This is a genomic window from Pseudomonas sp. NPDC090201, assembly GCF_044746825.1.
GTDB lineage: Bacteria > Pseudomonadota > Gammaproteobacteria > Pseudomonadales > Pseudomonadaceae > Aquipseudomonas > Aquipseudomonas putida_AD.
The window spans coordinates 628,735-643,660 of sequence record NZ_JBIVCX010000001.1 but is presented as its reverse complement, the minus strand read 5'-3'; the positions used below and the strand labels follow the sequence as shown (position 1 = coordinate 643,660).

The window sequence follows — 14,926 nt, the reverse complement described above, 5'->3', positions numbered from 1 at the left end:
TGCCAAGCTTGGATTCGCGCTCTCACAATTACCCGGGAGGGCGCAGCCCTGACGCTCTGCGTCAACTGCTGCTAACATCACCACTGAACCTCAATCAGCCCTGGCTCCCGCTGATAATCCCGAGCGCTCGAATTCCTCCAATGCTCGCCCAGATCCATATACTCACGCTTTACCGGATTGTGGTGAATGTAATCAAGCTTCTGCCGCATCACGCTGTCGCTATACACCAATCCTGCGTGCATGCCTTCTTGCCAGATCTGATAAACGCGGTGGACCTTACGCGCGTAGTTGGCGAAGCGCAGCCGTTTGAGCGTGCTTTCTGCGTGCGCGGTTTTGAGGTGGTCGATGATGTGTGAGGCTGTGAAGGATTTGAAGCTGACGACTGGTTTGGCGAGATTGGGAGATTGGGCGCGGTAGTGCAGGTGGTTTTCCAAGACTATGTAACCGTAAAGCCTTAGCGATGAGGCCCAGCATTTTGAAAAAAAGCGACCAGTGATCGTTGGCTCGAGGCCAAGATCTAATGAACGCTCACTGCCAAGACGTGCAGCGCTTAACGTACCGATCCGTTTAATGCTTGTCGGTGGACTGCCGAAAGAATCGGCGTGAGTTTGCGCTGAGCAGATGGGCAAAGCAGGTGCCGGCGAACATGGTAAGGATCCAGTCTGAAAACTCCGAATATGACCGAGCGTCGCTACAAACAATGGGAGAGCTAGCTCCCCCATTAATTTACACGTGCACTAGTGGCGTATAAAGTGGAATTGATCTGAAGTAATGCTGTTCTGGGAGTGGCAGAAATTGTTAGGTAATTTTTTAGCCAAACCATGTAAGTGAGTTTACAAAAAGTATGGCGCTAGTGATCAAGGATTTGACATTTTCAGTGACTTTCACTGCTTTGTCTGTTCCTGACTGAATGGCATCCAATACCTCAACGCTTTGCGCGAGAACTCTTTTAGCATCTGTAGTTGAGTCAGTCTCCTTTAACTGGTCGATGTTTTCGGCAATCTGCGACAGCTCAGGAATGTTATTAGGGAGATGAGTTGTGATTTCGTTGATTAGAGCCTTGAATTGTTCAAGTTGTACGGGGTTTACTATGGCTTGGTCACGGCTGGAGTAGTTTGGGCAGTTGCAAGGGTTGCTGCTGCAAACTGGACATCCAGTGTAGTAATATTCAATGAAAGCATTGGAGAGACGTTTCGCTGGAGACGCAATACCCCAAGCGGAAAGAAGCCATGCCAATACATCGGCCAGTTCTTCTCTAATGAGATCAATACTTCTGTTTTTCTGGACGTGGGCGCCGTACGCCTCATGAACTTCGCCCAGCTCCTCAAATAGGCGGGAAAAGTGGTACGAGCTACCGTAGACTGACCAAATTGCTCGGTTCCCCGGGTAGATTTCATTTATTTTTGTCACCGCGCCATCGATGACTAAGTGTCGTGTATTTGCATTGTTAATCAAGAGTTGATATGCGGTGGCTAACTCTTCTTTTATCTCCCATTCAGATTTGTGGGCAGGGGGAGCTTTACCCGTTGTTGCACATACGCACTGCAAGGATACGCAGTAAGGACATTTTTCAGGGAATTTTTTTCTGAACGCTTCTTCTATGTTTATTTCAAGTTTTGACGCTAGAGCGAACAGCCATGAAAATGACTTTACAAAGTAGTCACTATCATCTTTTTTTCTAAGAATTGCTCTTGATAAGTATGAGCAGTTTCTTGTCAAGTAGCCGTAGATGTATTCGAAGCTATGATTGTTGTTGCTAACGCTATAAAGGTTGCCCAGATAGCTTTGTAATTCGCTAATTGTGGTGGGTTTGAATTCCATCGCTTTCAATTTAAATCCCTTTCAGTTGTTTGTATTGATTCTTATGACAGTTGGTGAAATGAAAAGCCGCCTTAAAAAGGCGGCGAAATTTTAATCCCAGCTCAACGCCCCACCCGTCTGGTACTCAATCACTCGCGTCTCAAAGAAATTCTTCTCTTTCTTCAAGTCCATGATCTCGCTCATCCATGGGAACGGGTTAGTGGTCCCTGGGTACTCTTCTTTCAAGCCAATCTGCGACAGGCGACGGTTGGCGATGAATTTGAGGTAGTCCTCCATCATCGCGGCGTTCATGCCCAGTACGCCGCGTGGCATGGTGTCGCGGGCGTATTCGATTTCCAGTTGGGTGCCTTGCAGAATCATCTGGCTGGCTTCTTCCTTCAGTTCAGCGTCCCACAGGTGCGGGTTTTCGATTTTGATCTGGTTGATCACGTCGATGCCGAAGTTCAGGTGCATGGATTCGTCGCGCAGGATGTACTGGAACTGTTCTGCGACGCCGGTCATCTTGTTGCGGCGGCCCATGGAGAGGATCTGGGTGAAGCCGCAGTAGAAGAAGATGCCTTCCAGGACGCAGTAGTAGGCGATCAGGTTGCGCAGCAGCTCTTTGTCGGTTTCGACGGTGCCGGTGTTGAATTCCGGGTCGGAGATGGCGCGGGTGTATTTGAGGCCCCAGGCGGCTTTTTTCGCGACCGACGGGATCTCGTGGTACATGTTGAAGATTTCACCTTCGTCCATGCCCAGCGATTCGATGCAGTATTGGTAGGCGTGGGTGTGGATCGCTTCCTCGAAGGCCTGGCGCAGGATGTACTGGCGGCATTCAGGGTTGGTGATCAGGCGATACACGGCCAGCGCGAGGTTGTTGGCAACCAGGGAGTCGGCGGTGGAGAAGAAGCCCAGGTTGCGCATGACGATGCGGCGTTCGTCGTCGGTCAGGCCTTCCGGGTTTTTCCAGAGGGCGATGTCGGCGGTCATGTTGACTTCTTGCGGCATCCAGTGGTTTGCGCAGCCGTCCAGGTACTTCTGCCAGGCCCAGTCGTACTTGAAAGGTACGAGTTGGTTGAGGTCGGCGCGGCAGTTGATCATGCGCTTTTCGTCGACGGCAACGCGTGCGGCGGAGCCTTCGAGTTCGGCCAGACCTTCGGCGATGTCGAGTTTGTCCAGCGCGGCTTTGGCGCGGGCGACGGCGGCGGAGTCACTGGTGTTGACGGCGCGTGCTTCGCGAGCGGCGGCACCACCGGCGCTGTCGAGTTTGTCCATGGCGGCTTCCGAAGCGTGGCCGGCGTTGGCGCCTTTCACGGGTTCAGCGACGGCGTCTTCTTTGTCGAATTCGTCCCAGCTCAGCATGACGTTGAGTCTCCTGCTTGAGGGTCAGTGGTAATGACTGACCGGATGGATCTTGAGTGTTGGTTGCGTATCAGGCGTTGCACGCAAAGAACATGAATAGGTGAGGGGTGGCCCTCGGTGTTTCTTTTCATGAGCGGTTGGACGGGATGCGTCGGCGACTGGGCTGACGTGATCGCGAGCAAGCTCACTCCTACAGGTTTGCGGTGTAGGGCCGTTTGCAGTGGTCCGGTTTGCGGGCGGTGGCGCGGTTGAGGACGTCACCGCCGGCGAGCCGGACTGCTACAGGTTTTGTGTCGTGTCAGCGATTCCAGGGTGTCTGGTTCGCGGGCAAGCGCGCTCCTACAGGAGGAGCGCGTTTTGCCTTACTGGCAAGCCTCGCAATCCGGCTCGTCAATGGCGCAGGCTTTCGGCACGGGTGCCGGACCTGCCGGACCTGCCGGCGCTGCTTCGGCTGGACGTGGGGCGGTGATCGCCGAGTCGTCCGGGCCGTGGCCGCCGCTGGATACTGCGTTGAGCTTGCCGGTGTTGATGGTCGATTTCTCGGTGCTGGTCGCGGCCAGGGCACGGAGGTAGTAGGTGGTTTTCAGACCACGGTACCAGGCCATGCGGTAGGTCACGTCCAGCTTCTTGCCCGAGGCGCCGGCGATGTACAGGTTCAGGGACTGAGCCTGGTCGATCCACTTCTGGCGACGGCTTGCTGCGTCGACGATCCAGCGGGCATCGACTTCGAACGCGGTGGCGTAGAGGTCTTTGAGTTCCTGCGGGATGCGCTCGATCTGTTGTACCGAACCGTCGTAGTACTTCAGGTCGTTGATCATGACCGAGTCCCACAGGTCGCGGGCCTTAAGGTCGCGAACCAGGTACGGGTTGATCACGGTGAATTCGCCCGAGAGGTTCGATTTCACGTACAGGTTCTGGTAGGTCGGTTCGATCGACTGCGATACGCCAGTGATGTTGGCGATGGTGGCGGTCGGTGCGATGGCCATGATGTTCGAGTTACGAATGCCTTTCTGAACGCGGGCACGGACAGGCGCCCAGTCCAGGGTTTCGTTCAGGTCGACGTCGATGTACTTCTGGCCGCGAGCCTCGATCAGGATCTGTTGCGAATCCAGCGGCAGGATGCCTTTGGACCACAGCGAGCCCTGGAACGTCTCGTAGGCGCCGCGCTCGTCGGCCAGGTCGCAGGAAGCCTGGATGGCGTAGTAGCTGACGGCTTCCATGGAGCGGTCGGCGAACTCGACGGCAGCGTCGGAGCCGTAGGCGATGTGCTGCAGGTACAGAGCGTCCTGGAAGCCCATGATGCCCAGGCCGACCGGACGGTGACGGAAGTTGGAGTTCTTCGCCTGTGGCACGGAGTAGTAGTTGATGTCGATGACGTTATCGAGCATGCGAACGGCTACGTCGACGGTGCGCTTGAGCTTGTCGGTGTCCAGTTTGCCGTTGACGATGTGGTTCGGCAGGTTGATCGAGCCCAGGTTGCAGACCGCGATCTCGTCCTTGTTGGTGTTCAGGGTGATCTCGGTGCACAGGTTCGAGCTGTGGACCACGCCCACGTGCTGCTGCGGCGAGCGCAGGTTGCACGGGTCCTTGAAGGTCAGCCATGGGTGGCCGGTTTCAAACAGCATGGATAGCATCTTGCGCCACAGGTCTTTGGCCTGGATGGTCTTGAACAGCTTGACCTTGCCTGGGTACTCGGTCAGCGCTTCGTAGTACTCGTAGCGCTCTTCGAAGGCTTTACCGGTCAGGTCGTGCAGGTCCGGGACTTCGGATGGCGAGAACAGGGTCCACTTGCCGTCGTCGAAGACGCGCTTCATGAACAGGTCAGGGATCCAGTTGGCGGTGTTCATGTCGTGGGTACGACGACGATCGTCACCGGTGTTCTTGCGCAGCTCGATGAACTCTTCGATGTCCATGTGCCAGGTTTCCAGGTAGGCACAGACAGCGCCCTTGCGCTTGCCGCCCTGGTTCACTGCAACAGCGGTGTCGTTGACCACTTTCAGGAAGGGTACGACGCCCTGGGATTTGCCGTTGGTGCCCTTGATGTACGAGCCCAGCGCGCGAACCGGAGTCCAGTCGTTGCCCAGGCCGCCTGCGAATTTGGACAGCATGGCGTTGTCGTGGATGGCGTGGTAAATGCCCGACAGGTCATCCGGAACGGTGGTCAGGTAGCAGCTCGACAGCTGCGGACGCAGGGTGCCGGCGTTGAACAGGGTTGGAGTCGAGGCCATGTAGTCGAAGGACGACAACAGGTTGTAGAACTCGATGGCGCGGTCTTCACGGGCTTTCTCTTCGATTGCCAGGCCCATGGCCACACGCATGAAGAAGATCTGCGGCAGTTCGAAACGCACGCCATCCTTATGGATGAAGTAACGGTCGTACAGGGTCTGCAGGCCCAGGTAGGTGAATTGCTGGTCGCGCTCGTGGTTGATCGCCTTGCCCAGTTTTTCCAGGTCGAATTCGGCCAGCACAGGGTTCAGCAGTTCGAACTCGATACCCTTGGCAACGTACGCGGGCAGCGCCTTGGCGTAGAGGTCGGCCATTTCGTGGTGGGTCGCGCTCTCGGCGACGCCCAGGAAGCCCAGGCCTTCGGCACGCAGGGTGTCCATCAGCAGGCGCGCGGTGACGAACGAGTAGTTCGGCTCGCGTTCAACGAGGGTACGCGCTGTCATCACCAGGGCGGTGTTGACGTCGGTCAGCGCTACGCCGTCGTAGAGGTTCTTCAGGGTTTCGTTCTGGATCAGGTTGGCGTCGACTTCGGCCAGGCCTTCGCACGCTTCGGTGACGATGGTGTTCAGACGGCCCATGTCCAGTGGCACCAGGCTGCCGTCTTTGGCAGTGATGCGGATCGACGGGTGAGCCTGGACCGGCGCTTCGCCGCCACGACCGGCACGCTCTTTGGAGCGGTCGTTACGGTAGATCACGTAGTCGCGAGCCACTTTTTGCTCGCCAGCGCGCATCAGCGCCAGTTCTACCTGATCCTGGATTTCTTCGATGTGGATGGTGCCGCCCGAAGGCATGCGACGCTTGAAGGTCGCGGTGACCTGTTCGGTCAGGCGCGCAACGGTGTCGTGGATGCGCGAAGACGCAGCGGCAGTGCCGCCTTCAACTGCGAGGAAAGCCTTGGTGATGGCGACGGTGATCTTGTCATCGGTGTACGCAACGACGGTGCCGTTACGCTTGATCACGCGAAGCTGACCCGGAGCGGTGGCGGACAGGTCCTGCTGGGTCGCACCTGTCTGCGGCGCAATGGCCTGCGGATTCTCGCGAGTTGTGTCTGTTTGCATGGGTGTCTCCACGTTCTCTATGTTTATTTGGGCACGGGTTGCGTACCCACCGTTCCGTCTTGAAGCAGTTGACCGACGAGTGTCGATCCAATGACTTCAAAACGGATGGGAAGGCTGAAGGATTGCCGACCCTGGCTTTGAAGTCCAAAAGGGCGCGGCTCTGTGGCTGGCACCCTGTAAAAGCTTGTTCAATATGCAGTTTTTATGTTGCAACACTTGTACCGTAACGCGCAGATCATGAAGCGTGGTGTCTGCCATTCGCGTGTGAGCGGTCAGGCGGTGAAACAGAGGGTAAGTCAACCCGTTTGGCGCGAGAAAAAGGCTTGAAATCTCTCGGTCATTTGTGTTTGGTTTTTCGGCCTAAACCCTACATGTAGGGGCTGGCTGAGCAACGAGGTACTAGATTATGTGCTCGTGACACTAAATGCAATGTACGAGCTGTGGATAAGTCTGTGTGTAATTTGTGTGGGAATTGGGGAAATCCCACGTAGGCCGCGTAACCACTGGGATGGGCCGCCGGTCACTGTTTTTTCAGCCTGCAAAAAGAGTCGCCCGGTTTTTTGCGGGCGCGAACCCTATCACAGAAAGTGGGGTTGGCAAGGCTGGTTGTGGGGCGTTTTGAATGAGGTGTGTCATGTTGGGGCAGTGGGTAGAATGACCCGCAGTGTCGGGTATCGATAAGAACAACATCAGGAGACACGGATCGTGCAGCAAGAGCCCTGGCAGGTGCTGATCGTCGAGGACGACCTTCGGCTGGCCGAACTGACCCGCGATTACCTGGAAAGCAACGGCCTGCGCGTGAGCCTTGAGGGCAACGGTGCGCGGGCGGTGCAGCGGATCGTCGACGAGCAGCCGGCACTGGTGATTCTCGACCTGATGCTGCCCGGTGAGGATGGCCTGAGCATCTGCCGCAAGGTGCGCGGGCGCTATGACGGCCCCATCCTGATGCTCACCGCGCGCACCGACGACAGCGATCAGATTCAGGGCCTGGACACCGGTGCCGACGATTACGTCTGCAAACCGGTGCATCCGCGGGTGTTGCTGGCGCGGGTACACGCCCTGCTGCGCCGCAGCGACACCCCCGACGAACCAGCCCGTGAGGAGCGGCGCCTGACCTTCGGCCCGCTGATCGTCGACAACGCCCTGCGCGAGGCCTGGCTCAGCGGGCGCAGCATCGACCTGACCAGCGCCGAATTCGACCTGTTGTGGCTCTTGGTGGCCAATGCCGGGCGTATCCTGTCCCGCGAGGAAATCTTCACCGCCCTGCGTGGCGTGGGCTACGACGGGCAGGACCGCTCCATCGACGTGCGCATCTCGAAGATTCGCCCGCGCATCGGCGACGACCCCGTCCACCCGCGTCTGATAAAGACCGTGCGCAACAAGGGCTACCTGTTCGTGCCCGAAGCGGCCCGGGACGTGACCAACTTCATGCTGAACGGTTGAGTCAGGTGACTACGGCATGAATTCCATTTTCCTGCGTATCTATGGCGGCATGCTCGGCGTACTGGTGCTGGTCGCGCTGCTGGGCGTCCTGACGCTGCACCTGGTCAACAAGGTGCGCGCCGAGCAATACCGCGAACAACTGGCCCACGGCACCTTCGCCTTGATGGGCGACAACCTTGCGCCGATGAACGATATCGAACGCATCCGGGCCTTGGCGGTGTGGGAGCGCCTGATGGGCATTCCGCTGTCGCTGCAGACCTCCGAGCAGGCGCATCTGGACGGCGGCGTGCGCAATCGCCTGAGCCGCGGGCAGGTGGTGGTCGAGAAGACCGGCCCCCATGCCGCGCGGGTGTTTCGCGAGGTGATACCGGCGACGGCAGGCAAGCCCGGCAGCGCGTTGCTGTTGACCGGCGAGGTGCAGCAGATCAGCGAGCAACTGGCACGGGCGACGATTTTCCTGTTACTCGACGAACTGGTGCGGTTCCCGGTGGATGAGCAGCCGATTCGTCTGGAAACCCTGCGCCTGAGCAAAGGTTTCGGCTTCGACATGCACCTGATCCGGCTCGAACAGGCGGACGTTGACGACGACCAGCGCCGGCGCATCGACGAAGGCGACACGGTGATGGCGCTGGGCAAGGGCGGCGACTCGATCCGCGTGCTGTCGGGCGTCGGCGAAACGCAATGGGTGCTGGAAATCGGCCCGCTGTACCAGATGAACCCGTACCCGCCTGAGCTGCTGGTGCTGATCGCCTTTCTCGGCCTGTGCCTGATCGGGCTGGTGGTGTATCTGCTGGTGCGGCGGCTGGAGCATCGCTTGCGCGGACTGGAAGCGGCCGCCACGCAGATCGCCCAGGGCAGTCTGGAAACCCGCGTGCCTGAGTCAGGCGCGGACTCGGTGGGCCGGCTGGCCTCGGCGTTCAACGGCATGGCCGAGCACCTGCAGCGTTCGTTGACCATCCAGCGCGAGCTGGTGCGGGCGGTGTCCCACGAGCTGCGCACCCCGGTGGCGCGCCTGCGCTTCGGGCTTGAGATGATCGGCGATGCCAGCACCCCCGAGGCGCGCCACAAGTACATGATCGGCATGGACAACGACATCCAGGACCTGGACAAGCTCGTGGACGAGATGCTGACCTACGCGCGGCTTGAGCAGGGCTCGCCGACGCTCAATTACCAGCGCATCGATCTGGCGGCGTTGATCGATCAAGTCGTCGCTGAACTGGCGCCATTGCGGGCCAATGTGCGGGTCAGTCGCGGGCAATCGGTGGCGGTGGGCGATGACGCCCAGGCCTGGGTCGAGGCTGAGCCGCGGTATCTGCATCGTGCGTTGCAGAATCTGGTGAGCAATGCGATGCGTCACGCCGAATCCCAGGTGCGGGTCGGTTTTCAGTTGAGTCAGGAGCGCTGCCGCATCGATGTCGAGGACGATGGCCCCGGCGTCCCGGAAAGCGCCTGGGAGCGGATCTTCACGCCCTTCATGCGCCTGGACGACAGCCGTACCCGGGCATCCGGCGGTCATGGGCTGGGGCTGTCGATTGTGCGGAGGATCATCTACTGGCACGGCGGCCGGGCGCTGATCGGTCGCAGCCAGGGGCTGGGCGGGGCGTGCTTCAGCCTGACCTGGCCGCGCCAGCAGGGTGAGCCGTGAGTTCCGGATTGTTCGCGGGGGCGCTCGCACCTTTTGCCGAGACGGTGGTTGTCGATGAACAGCGTGCCGTCATTGCGGTGCCTGAACTGTTGCAGCCTGTGACGCTGGATTGGCTGTTGCTGCGCGTCTATGGCCCGGAGTTGATGCCCGACAAGCGCCCGGTGCTGGTGTCGCAGTTTGCCAAGTATTACTTCATGCAGATTATTCCACCTGTCGTGGTGGCAAGCCTGGTGGATGACGTCAGTTGGCCGCTGGGGCTCGATGAGGTGGCTTTTGCGCTGAGCGAGCGCGGGGTGCTCGATGGAGTGAGGTTTTTCGGGGACCGAGTTTCGCTGGGGCCGTCATCTGACCCGTTCACGCGATTTGGGCCGTTGCTGGTTCATTTGCACAGGGTGATCGATGCATTGAGCGCCTACGGTGGCGTGAAGGCTTCAGTGTTCTGGAGCAGTGCCGGGGATTATCTGGAGACCTGCCTGCGGCGGCTGGCGTTGGTCAGTGACGTTTCGCTGGAGCCGGCTCATCGACTGCTGCGTGAGCGTTTGCAGACCGATGGGCAGCCCAATCCGCTGTTCAATACCATCACCTATATAGAACGACCACCCCGCAGGCAGCGGCGCAGTTGCTGTTTGAGTTATCAGGTGGAGTGGGTGGGACGGTGTGAGCATTGCCCATCAAAAAACACGGACCTGTAGGAGTGAGCTTGCTCGCGATTGCGGTATGTCAGATCCGTAGGTGTATTGGATAGATGGCAATCGCGAGCAAGCTCACTCCTACAGGGGAGGTGGTGTAGCTGGGATTGCTACAAGGCTCAACAACTGCCCATCCTGCACGCTGAATTGTGCGTCCAGTTCCTTGCCGCTGTGCCATTCCTCAGACAGGTCGACCTTCAGCCGCAAGCGGGCGCTGCCGTCCTCTGCCCACTGCAACAATTCGGCATCCTCGAAATAGAAGCGCTTGAGCACGATGGGGTAGAGCGCCTTGAACAGCGCTTCTTTGAGCGAGAAGGTCAGGGTGACCCGCAGCGCCACTTGATGCTCAGGCCCTTGGGCCATGCGTTGCAGTTCGTCGGCGGTGAGGATTTCCCCGGCCAGGCGGGCGGCGCGTTCGCTGCTCATTACCTGCTCGACATCCAGCCCCAAGCCGCGCCAGTGGCGTTTATGGGCCACCAGCGCCGCAGCCCAGCCGGTGCTGTGGGTGATCGAGCCGCACAGATCGGCGGGCCAGGTCGGTGCACGGTCATCGCCGATCGGTGGCACATGAACGCGGCCGTCCAGCTGACGCATCGCCTCCCGCGCGCACAGCCGGCCGGCGAGAAACTCCGCCTGACGCTTGGCCACCGAGCGCTGGATGCTCGCGGGCGGCTCGATCAGGCAGCGCGAAAAATCGCCGTCGGTGAGTTGCTGTGGATCGAACCGGCCGCTGACTAGCACCACATTGGCCAGCGGGTGGGGCAGGGGCCAATGAGTGGTGAGGGTGGGGCAGCAGGGGGGGAGTGTCTGGGTCATGGGTCGGCATTTTGCCGGAAAGCAAATGGCATTGAATACACCCCCTGTAGCAGCACGGCTTGCCGGCGGGAGCGTAGTGTCAGACGACTCATCACTCACTGACACTACGCTCCCGCCGGCAAGCCGGACTGCTACGGGAGATGTGGTGGGCTTCAGAGCGTCGAGTTCTTCGCGAACTGCTCCTTGAGGAACGCCTTCATGTCGGCCCACGAGCTCATGTCCGCAGCCTGGTTGTAGCCGATGTCCGGGCCGCCGTGGTCGCCGTGGCTGAGCTTGTCGGCGTCGGGGTTGGTGAAGCCGTGCTTGGCGCCGTCGATGCCGACGAACTTGTAGTCAGCCTTGGCCGCGTCCATTTCCTTCTTGAAGTCCGCGACGTTCTGCGCGGTGACCATGGTGTCGCCGTTGCCGTGTTCGACCAGCATCGGCGTTTTGGTCACGCCTGCCTTGGCCGGGGTCTTGGTCGCCAGCGCGCCGTGGAAGCTCACCACCGCCGCCAGTGGCTCGCCGCGACGGGCCGCATCCAGCACAACGCCGCCGCCAAAGCAGTAGCCGATGGCGGCGATTTTCTGCGGGTTGGTCTCGGGCTGCTTCTTCAATTGCTCAAGGCCTGCATCGAAGCGCTTGGCCGAGGCGGCAGCGTCCTTGGTCGCGGCGGTCATGAAGGCCATGGCGTCCTTGGGGTGCTCGGTGTTCTTGCCTTCGCCATACATATCGATGGCCATGGCGCTGTAGCCCAGCGCGGCCAGATCACGAGCCCGGCGCTTGGCGTAATCATTCAGGCCCCACCATTCGTGAACCACCACGACACCCGGGCGCGGGCCCTTGATCGCGTCGTCGTAGGCGTAATAGCCCACGAGCCTGGTGCCATCGGCGGCCTGGTAGTCGAGGGTGCGGGTCTTGATCTCGGCCTGGGCCAGGCCTGCAAGGCACATGAGGGTCAGGGCAATCAGCAATCGCATGGTCATCTCTCCTGGGGTCTTAGAGGGGTACGGGGCGACAGTGCACAAGCAGTGGACTGATCAGGCGCCGGATCGATCCATTGGCGAACGTTCAGCGCAGGTTCAGTGCACGTTCAGTGGGAGTTCAGCGATGGCGCATTACCTTGAGTCCCGTATTCACAGCAAGCGCCAAGCGCTTATAAGGACATAACCATGCTCAAGATCAATCAGCTCATCATGGCCCTGGCATTCGTAGGCGGCAGCGCAGTCGCTCAAGCCTCTGAGGGTAGCAGCACATTCGGCGGTGTCACCTACGGCAACACCAGCGACAAGATTTCCAAATCCAACGGCATCAACCGCAACCTGAATGCTCCCCACGCGGACCACATCATCCACAAGAACAGCACCTGGGGTGTCCGGCTGGGCCAGCAGAACGCTGACAGCCGCTACTACGCCACCTACGACAACGTTTCCGCCAGCCACAACGGCCTGAAACTGCGTCAGGAAAACCTGCTGGGCAGCTATGACCTGTTCTCTCCGATCGGCGCCAGCACCAAGCTGTTCGGCGGCGCCACCCTGGGCGTCACCAAGCTGTCCCAGGAAAGCAGCGGCATGAGCCGTGATACCGGCATGGGCTATGCCGCGGGCCTGCAGGCAGGTGTGTTGCAGCAAGTTGCACAGAACGCGTCGGTAGAGTTGGGTTATCGTTACCTGCGCAGCAATGCCAGCGTCGAGGTCGCGCCGCACCACGCCGCGAAGGTTGGCTCGCTGAAGCTCGACAGCAGCGCCCAGACTTACCTGGCCGCCAACTACAATTTCTGAAGCGCGGATGGCGGGAACACTGCCGGGTTCATGCGATGCGTGACCCCGGCAGCACTATTTTCAGGTTTTGCCGGGTTCGGCAGGACATTGAGGGGAGATATGCATGAAGTTGCTGGTTGTCGAAGATGAAGCCCTGTTGCGCCACCACCTGCAGACCCGCCTGACCGAAAGCGGCCACGTGGTCGAAGCGGTGGGCAATGCCGACGAGGCGCTGTACCAGGCGGCCCAGTTCAATCACGACCTGGCGGTGATTGACCTCGGCCTGCCGGGCATGGGCGGCCTCGATCTGATCCGTCAACTGCGCGCCCAGAACAAGGCGTTTCCAATTCTGATCCTCACCGCCCGTGGCAACTGGCAGGACAAGGTCGAAGGCCTGGCCGCCGGTGCCGACGACTATGTGGTCAAGCCGTTCCAGTTCGAAGAGCTGGAAGCGCGGATGAACGCACTGCTGCGCCGCTCCAGCGGTTTCACCCAGTCCACCATCACCGCTGGCCCCTTGCTGCTTGACCTGAACCGCAAGCAGGCGTCACTGGATGAGCAGCCGCTGGCACTCACCGCCTACGAATACCGGATCCTGGAATACCTCATGCGCCACCATCAGCAGGTGGTGCCCAAGGAACGCCTGATGGAGCAGTTGTACCCCGATGACGACGAGCGCGATCCGAACGTGATCGAAGTGCTGGTCGGGCGTCTGCGTCGCAAGCTCGAAGGGCCGGCAGGGTTCAAGCCGATCGATACTGTGCGCGGCCTGGGTTACCTCTTCACCGAGCGCTGCCGATGATTCGATCGCTTCGCGTTCGCCTGATGCTGGCCGCCGCCACCCTGGCGGTCATTTTCATGTTGCTGATGTTGCCGGCGTTGCAGAGCGCTTTCAGCCTGGCGCTGGAAAGCTCCATCGAGAAACGCCTGGCGTCCGATGTCACCACGCTGATTTCTGCCGCACGGGTCGAGGATGACCGGCTATTGATGCCTACCTTGCTGCCCGGCGAGCAGTTCAGCCTGCCTGACAGCCGCCTGCTGGGCTACATCTATAACCGCTCCGGCAAGCTGGTGTGGCGCTCCCGTGCCACCGAAGACGAAGAGATCGACTACCAGCCGCGCTATGACGGGCGCGGAACCGAGTTCGCGAAGATTCGCCAGCCCAATGGCGAAGAGTTTTTCGTCTATGACGTCGAGATCAAGCTGTTGGGTGGGCGCAACGCAGCATTCAGCATCGTGGCGCTGCAGCCGGTGCGCGAATATCAGGAAACCATTTCCGGCCTGCGCGAGAAGCTTTACCTGGGTTTCGGCGCGGCCTTGCTGGTGCTGCTGACGCTGCTCTGGGGCGGGCTGACCTGGGGCTTGCGGGCGCTCAAGGGCATGAGCCAGGAACTAGATCAGGTCGAGACTGGCTCCAGGGAAAGCCTCAGCGAGGAACACCCCAGCGAACTGCTGCGCCTGACCGGCTCGCTCAACCGCTTGCTGCGCAGCGAGCGTGAGCAGCGCATTCGTTATCGTGACTCGTTGGGCGACCTGGCCCACAGCCTGAAAACCCCGCTGGCGGTGCTGCAGGGTGTGAGTGAAACCATCGCCAAACGCCCCGAGGATCTGGAGCAGGCGCGCATCCTGCAATCGCAGATCGAGCGCATGAGCCAGCAGATCGGCTATCAGTTGCAGCGCGCCAGCCTGCGCAAGAGCGGGCTGGTGCGGCATCACGTCAGCCTCAAGCCCGTGGTCGAGAGCCTGTGCAACACGCTGGAGAAGGTCTATCGCGACAAACGGGTGCAGGTGGTACTCGACCTGCCCGACGACTGCCAGGTGCAGATGGAGGAGGGAGCCTTGCTGGAAATGCTTGGCAACCTGCTGGAAAACGCCTATCGCCTGTGCATCGGCCAGGTGCGGGTCAGTTGGCGGCCGTCGATGATGGGCGATGAGTTGTGCATCGAGGATGACGGGCCTGGCGTGCCCCAGAGCCAGCGGGCGCGAATCCTCGAACGTGGCGAACGCCTGGACCGGCAGAACCCGGGGCAGGGGATCGGGCTGGCGGTGGTGAAGGACATCATCGAAAGCTACGGCGCGCAGTTGACTCTGGGCGATTCGGACCTGGGTGGTGCAGCTTTCAGGATCAAGTTCGCGATTTGAAGGGGC

General features: G+C 60.0%; 11 protein-coding genes and 1 pseudogene. 6 read left to right on the top strand and 6 right to left on the bottom strand.

Features of this window, described 5'->3' with window-relative positions; all coding sequences use genetic code 11:
* Positions 1–77: 77 nt before the first annotated feature.
* The 4 genes and pseudogenes from ACIPOO_RS02935 to ACIPOO_RS02920 form a co-directional block, all read right to left on the bottom strand.
* Positions 78–458, bottom strand: a pseudogene (locus ACIPOO_RS02935) (transposase); the annotation flags it as partial.
* A gap of 352 nt (positions 459–810) precedes the next feature.
* Complete coding sequence (locus ACIPOO_RS02930; protein WP_400604277.1) at positions 811–1,830, bottom strand: hypothetical protein; 1,020 nt, start codon at positions 1,828–1,830, stop codon at positions 811–813.
* An 81-nt stretch (positions 1,831–1,911) separates the two neighbouring features.
* Positions 1,912–3,162, bottom strand: a complete 1,251-nt coding sequence (locus ACIPOO_RS02925) for a ribonucleotide-diphosphate reductase subunit beta (protein ID WP_274134241.1) — start codon at positions 3,160–3,162, stop codon at positions 1,912–1,914.
* A 362-nt stretch (positions 3,163–3,524) separates the two neighbouring features.
* The gene (locus ACIPOO_RS02920) at positions 3,525–6,446 is read right to left on the bottom strand and encodes a ribonucleoside-diphosphate reductase subunit alpha (protein WP_400604275.1); all 2,922 of its coding nucleotides are present in this window, start codon (positions 6,444–6,446) and stop codon (positions 3,525–3,527) included.
* 705 nt (positions 6,447–7,151) lie between these two features.
* Between ACIPOO_RS02920 and ACIPOO_RS02915 the strand changes: the two genes are divergently transcribed.
* The 3 genes from ACIPOO_RS02915 to fhuF are packed head-to-tail and all read left to right on the top strand — an operon-like array spanning position 7,152 to position 10,226.
* Positions 7,152–7,889, top strand: a complete 738-nt coding sequence (locus ACIPOO_RS02915; protein WP_274134239.1) for a response regulator — start codon at positions 7,152–7,154, stop codon at positions 7,887–7,889.
* Between the two features lie 16 nt (positions 7,890–7,905).
* Complete coding sequence (locus ACIPOO_RS02910) at positions 7,906–9,534, top strand: ATP-binding protein (protein WP_400604272.1); 1,629 nt, start codon at positions 7,906–7,908, stop codon at positions 9,532–9,534.
* Positions 9,531–10,226 (top strand): siderophore-iron reductase FhuF, encoded by a 696-nt coding sequence (gene fhuF, locus ACIPOO_RS02905; RefSeq protein WP_400604270.1) that lies wholly within the window; start codon positions 9,531–9,533, stop codon positions 10,224–10,226. Before ACIPOO_RS02910 ends, fhuF begins: the two co-directional genes overlap by 4 nt.
* Before the next feature lie 78 nt (positions 10,227–10,304).
* Here the strand turns inward: fhuF and ACIPOO_RS02900 are convergent, their stop codons facing one another.
* Together ACIPOO_RS02900 and ACIPOO_RS02895 are read right to left on the bottom strand one after the other, a co-directional pair.
* Positions 10,305–11,039, bottom strand: a complete 735-nt coding sequence (locus tag ACIPOO_RS02900) for a 4'-phosphopantetheinyl transferase (RefSeq protein WP_400604268.1) — start codon at positions 11,037–11,039, stop codon at positions 10,305–10,307.
* Positions 11,040–11,191: 152 nt separating this feature from the next.
* A complete protein-coding gene (locus ACIPOO_RS02895) occupies positions 11,192–11,998 on the bottom strand; it encodes a dienelactone hydrolase family protein (RefSeq protein WP_274134236.1) in 807 nt (268 codons plus the stop codon).
* 192 nt (positions 11,999–12,190) lie between these two features.
* Here ACIPOO_RS02895 and ACIPOO_RS02890 point away from each other — a divergent pair, with 192 nt between their 5' ends.
* The 3 genes from ACIPOO_RS02890 to ACIPOO_RS02880 all read left to right on the top strand — a co-directional run bounded on the left by ACIPOO_RS02890 (position 12,191) and on the right by ACIPOO_RS02880 (position 14,920).
* The gene (locus ACIPOO_RS02890; RefSeq protein WP_274134235.1) at positions 12,191–12,799 is read left to right on the top strand and encodes a hypothetical protein; all 609 of its coding nucleotides are present in this window, start codon (positions 12,191–12,193) and stop codon (positions 12,797–12,799) included.
* Between the two features lie 103 nt (positions 12,800–12,902).
* Positions 12,903–13,580 (top strand): response regulator, encoded by a 678-nt coding sequence (locus ACIPOO_RS02885; RefSeq protein ID WP_274134234.1) that lies wholly within the window; start codon positions 12,903–12,905, stop codon positions 13,578–13,580.
* A complete protein-coding gene (locus tag ACIPOO_RS02880; protein WP_274134233.1) occupies positions 13,577–14,920 on the top strand; it encodes an ATP-binding protein in 1,344 nt (447 codons plus the stop codon). Before ACIPOO_RS02885 ends, ACIPOO_RS02880 begins: the two co-directional genes overlap by 4 nt.
* The last annotated feature ends 6 nt before the right edge of the window (positions 14,921–14,926 follow it).

What these genes read in the sequence shown, in the direction of transcription:
- ACIPOO_RS02910 (WP_400604272.1), top strand. Translation starts at nt 7,906, where the DNA reads ATGAATTCCATTTTCCTGCGTATCTATGGCGGCATGCTCGGCGTACTG.
- ACIPOO_RS02895 (WP_274134236.1), bottom strand. Translation starts at nt 11,998, where the DNA reads ATGCGATTGCTGATTGCCCTGACCCTCATGTGCCTTGCAGGCCTGGCC.
- ACIPOO_RS02920 (WP_400604275.1), bottom strand. Translation starts at nt 6,446, where the DNA reads ATGCAAACAGACACAACTCGCGAGAATCCGCAGGCCATTGCGCCGCAG.
- ACIPOO_RS02885 (WP_274134234.1), top strand. Translation starts at nt 12,903, where the DNA reads ATGAAGTTGCTGGTTGTCGAAGATGAAGCCCTGTTGCGCCACCACCTG.
- ACIPOO_RS02925 (WP_274134241.1), bottom strand. Translation starts at nt 3,162, where the DNA reads ATGCTGAGCTGGGACGAATTCGACAAAGAAGACGCCGTCGCTGAACCC.
- ACIPOO_RS02890 (WP_274134235.1), top strand. Translation starts at nt 12,191, where the DNA reads ATGCTCAAGATCAATCAGCTCATCATGGCCCTGGCATTCGTAGGCGGC.
- ACIPOO_RS02880 (WP_274134233.1), top strand. Translation starts at nt 13,577, where the DNA reads ATGATTCGATCGCTTCGCGTTCGCCTGATGCTGGCCGCCGCCACCCTG.
- ACIPOO_RS02900 (WP_400604268.1), bottom strand. Translation starts at nt 11,039, where the DNA reads ATGACCCAGACACTCCCCCCCTGCTGCCCCACCCTCACCACTCATTGG.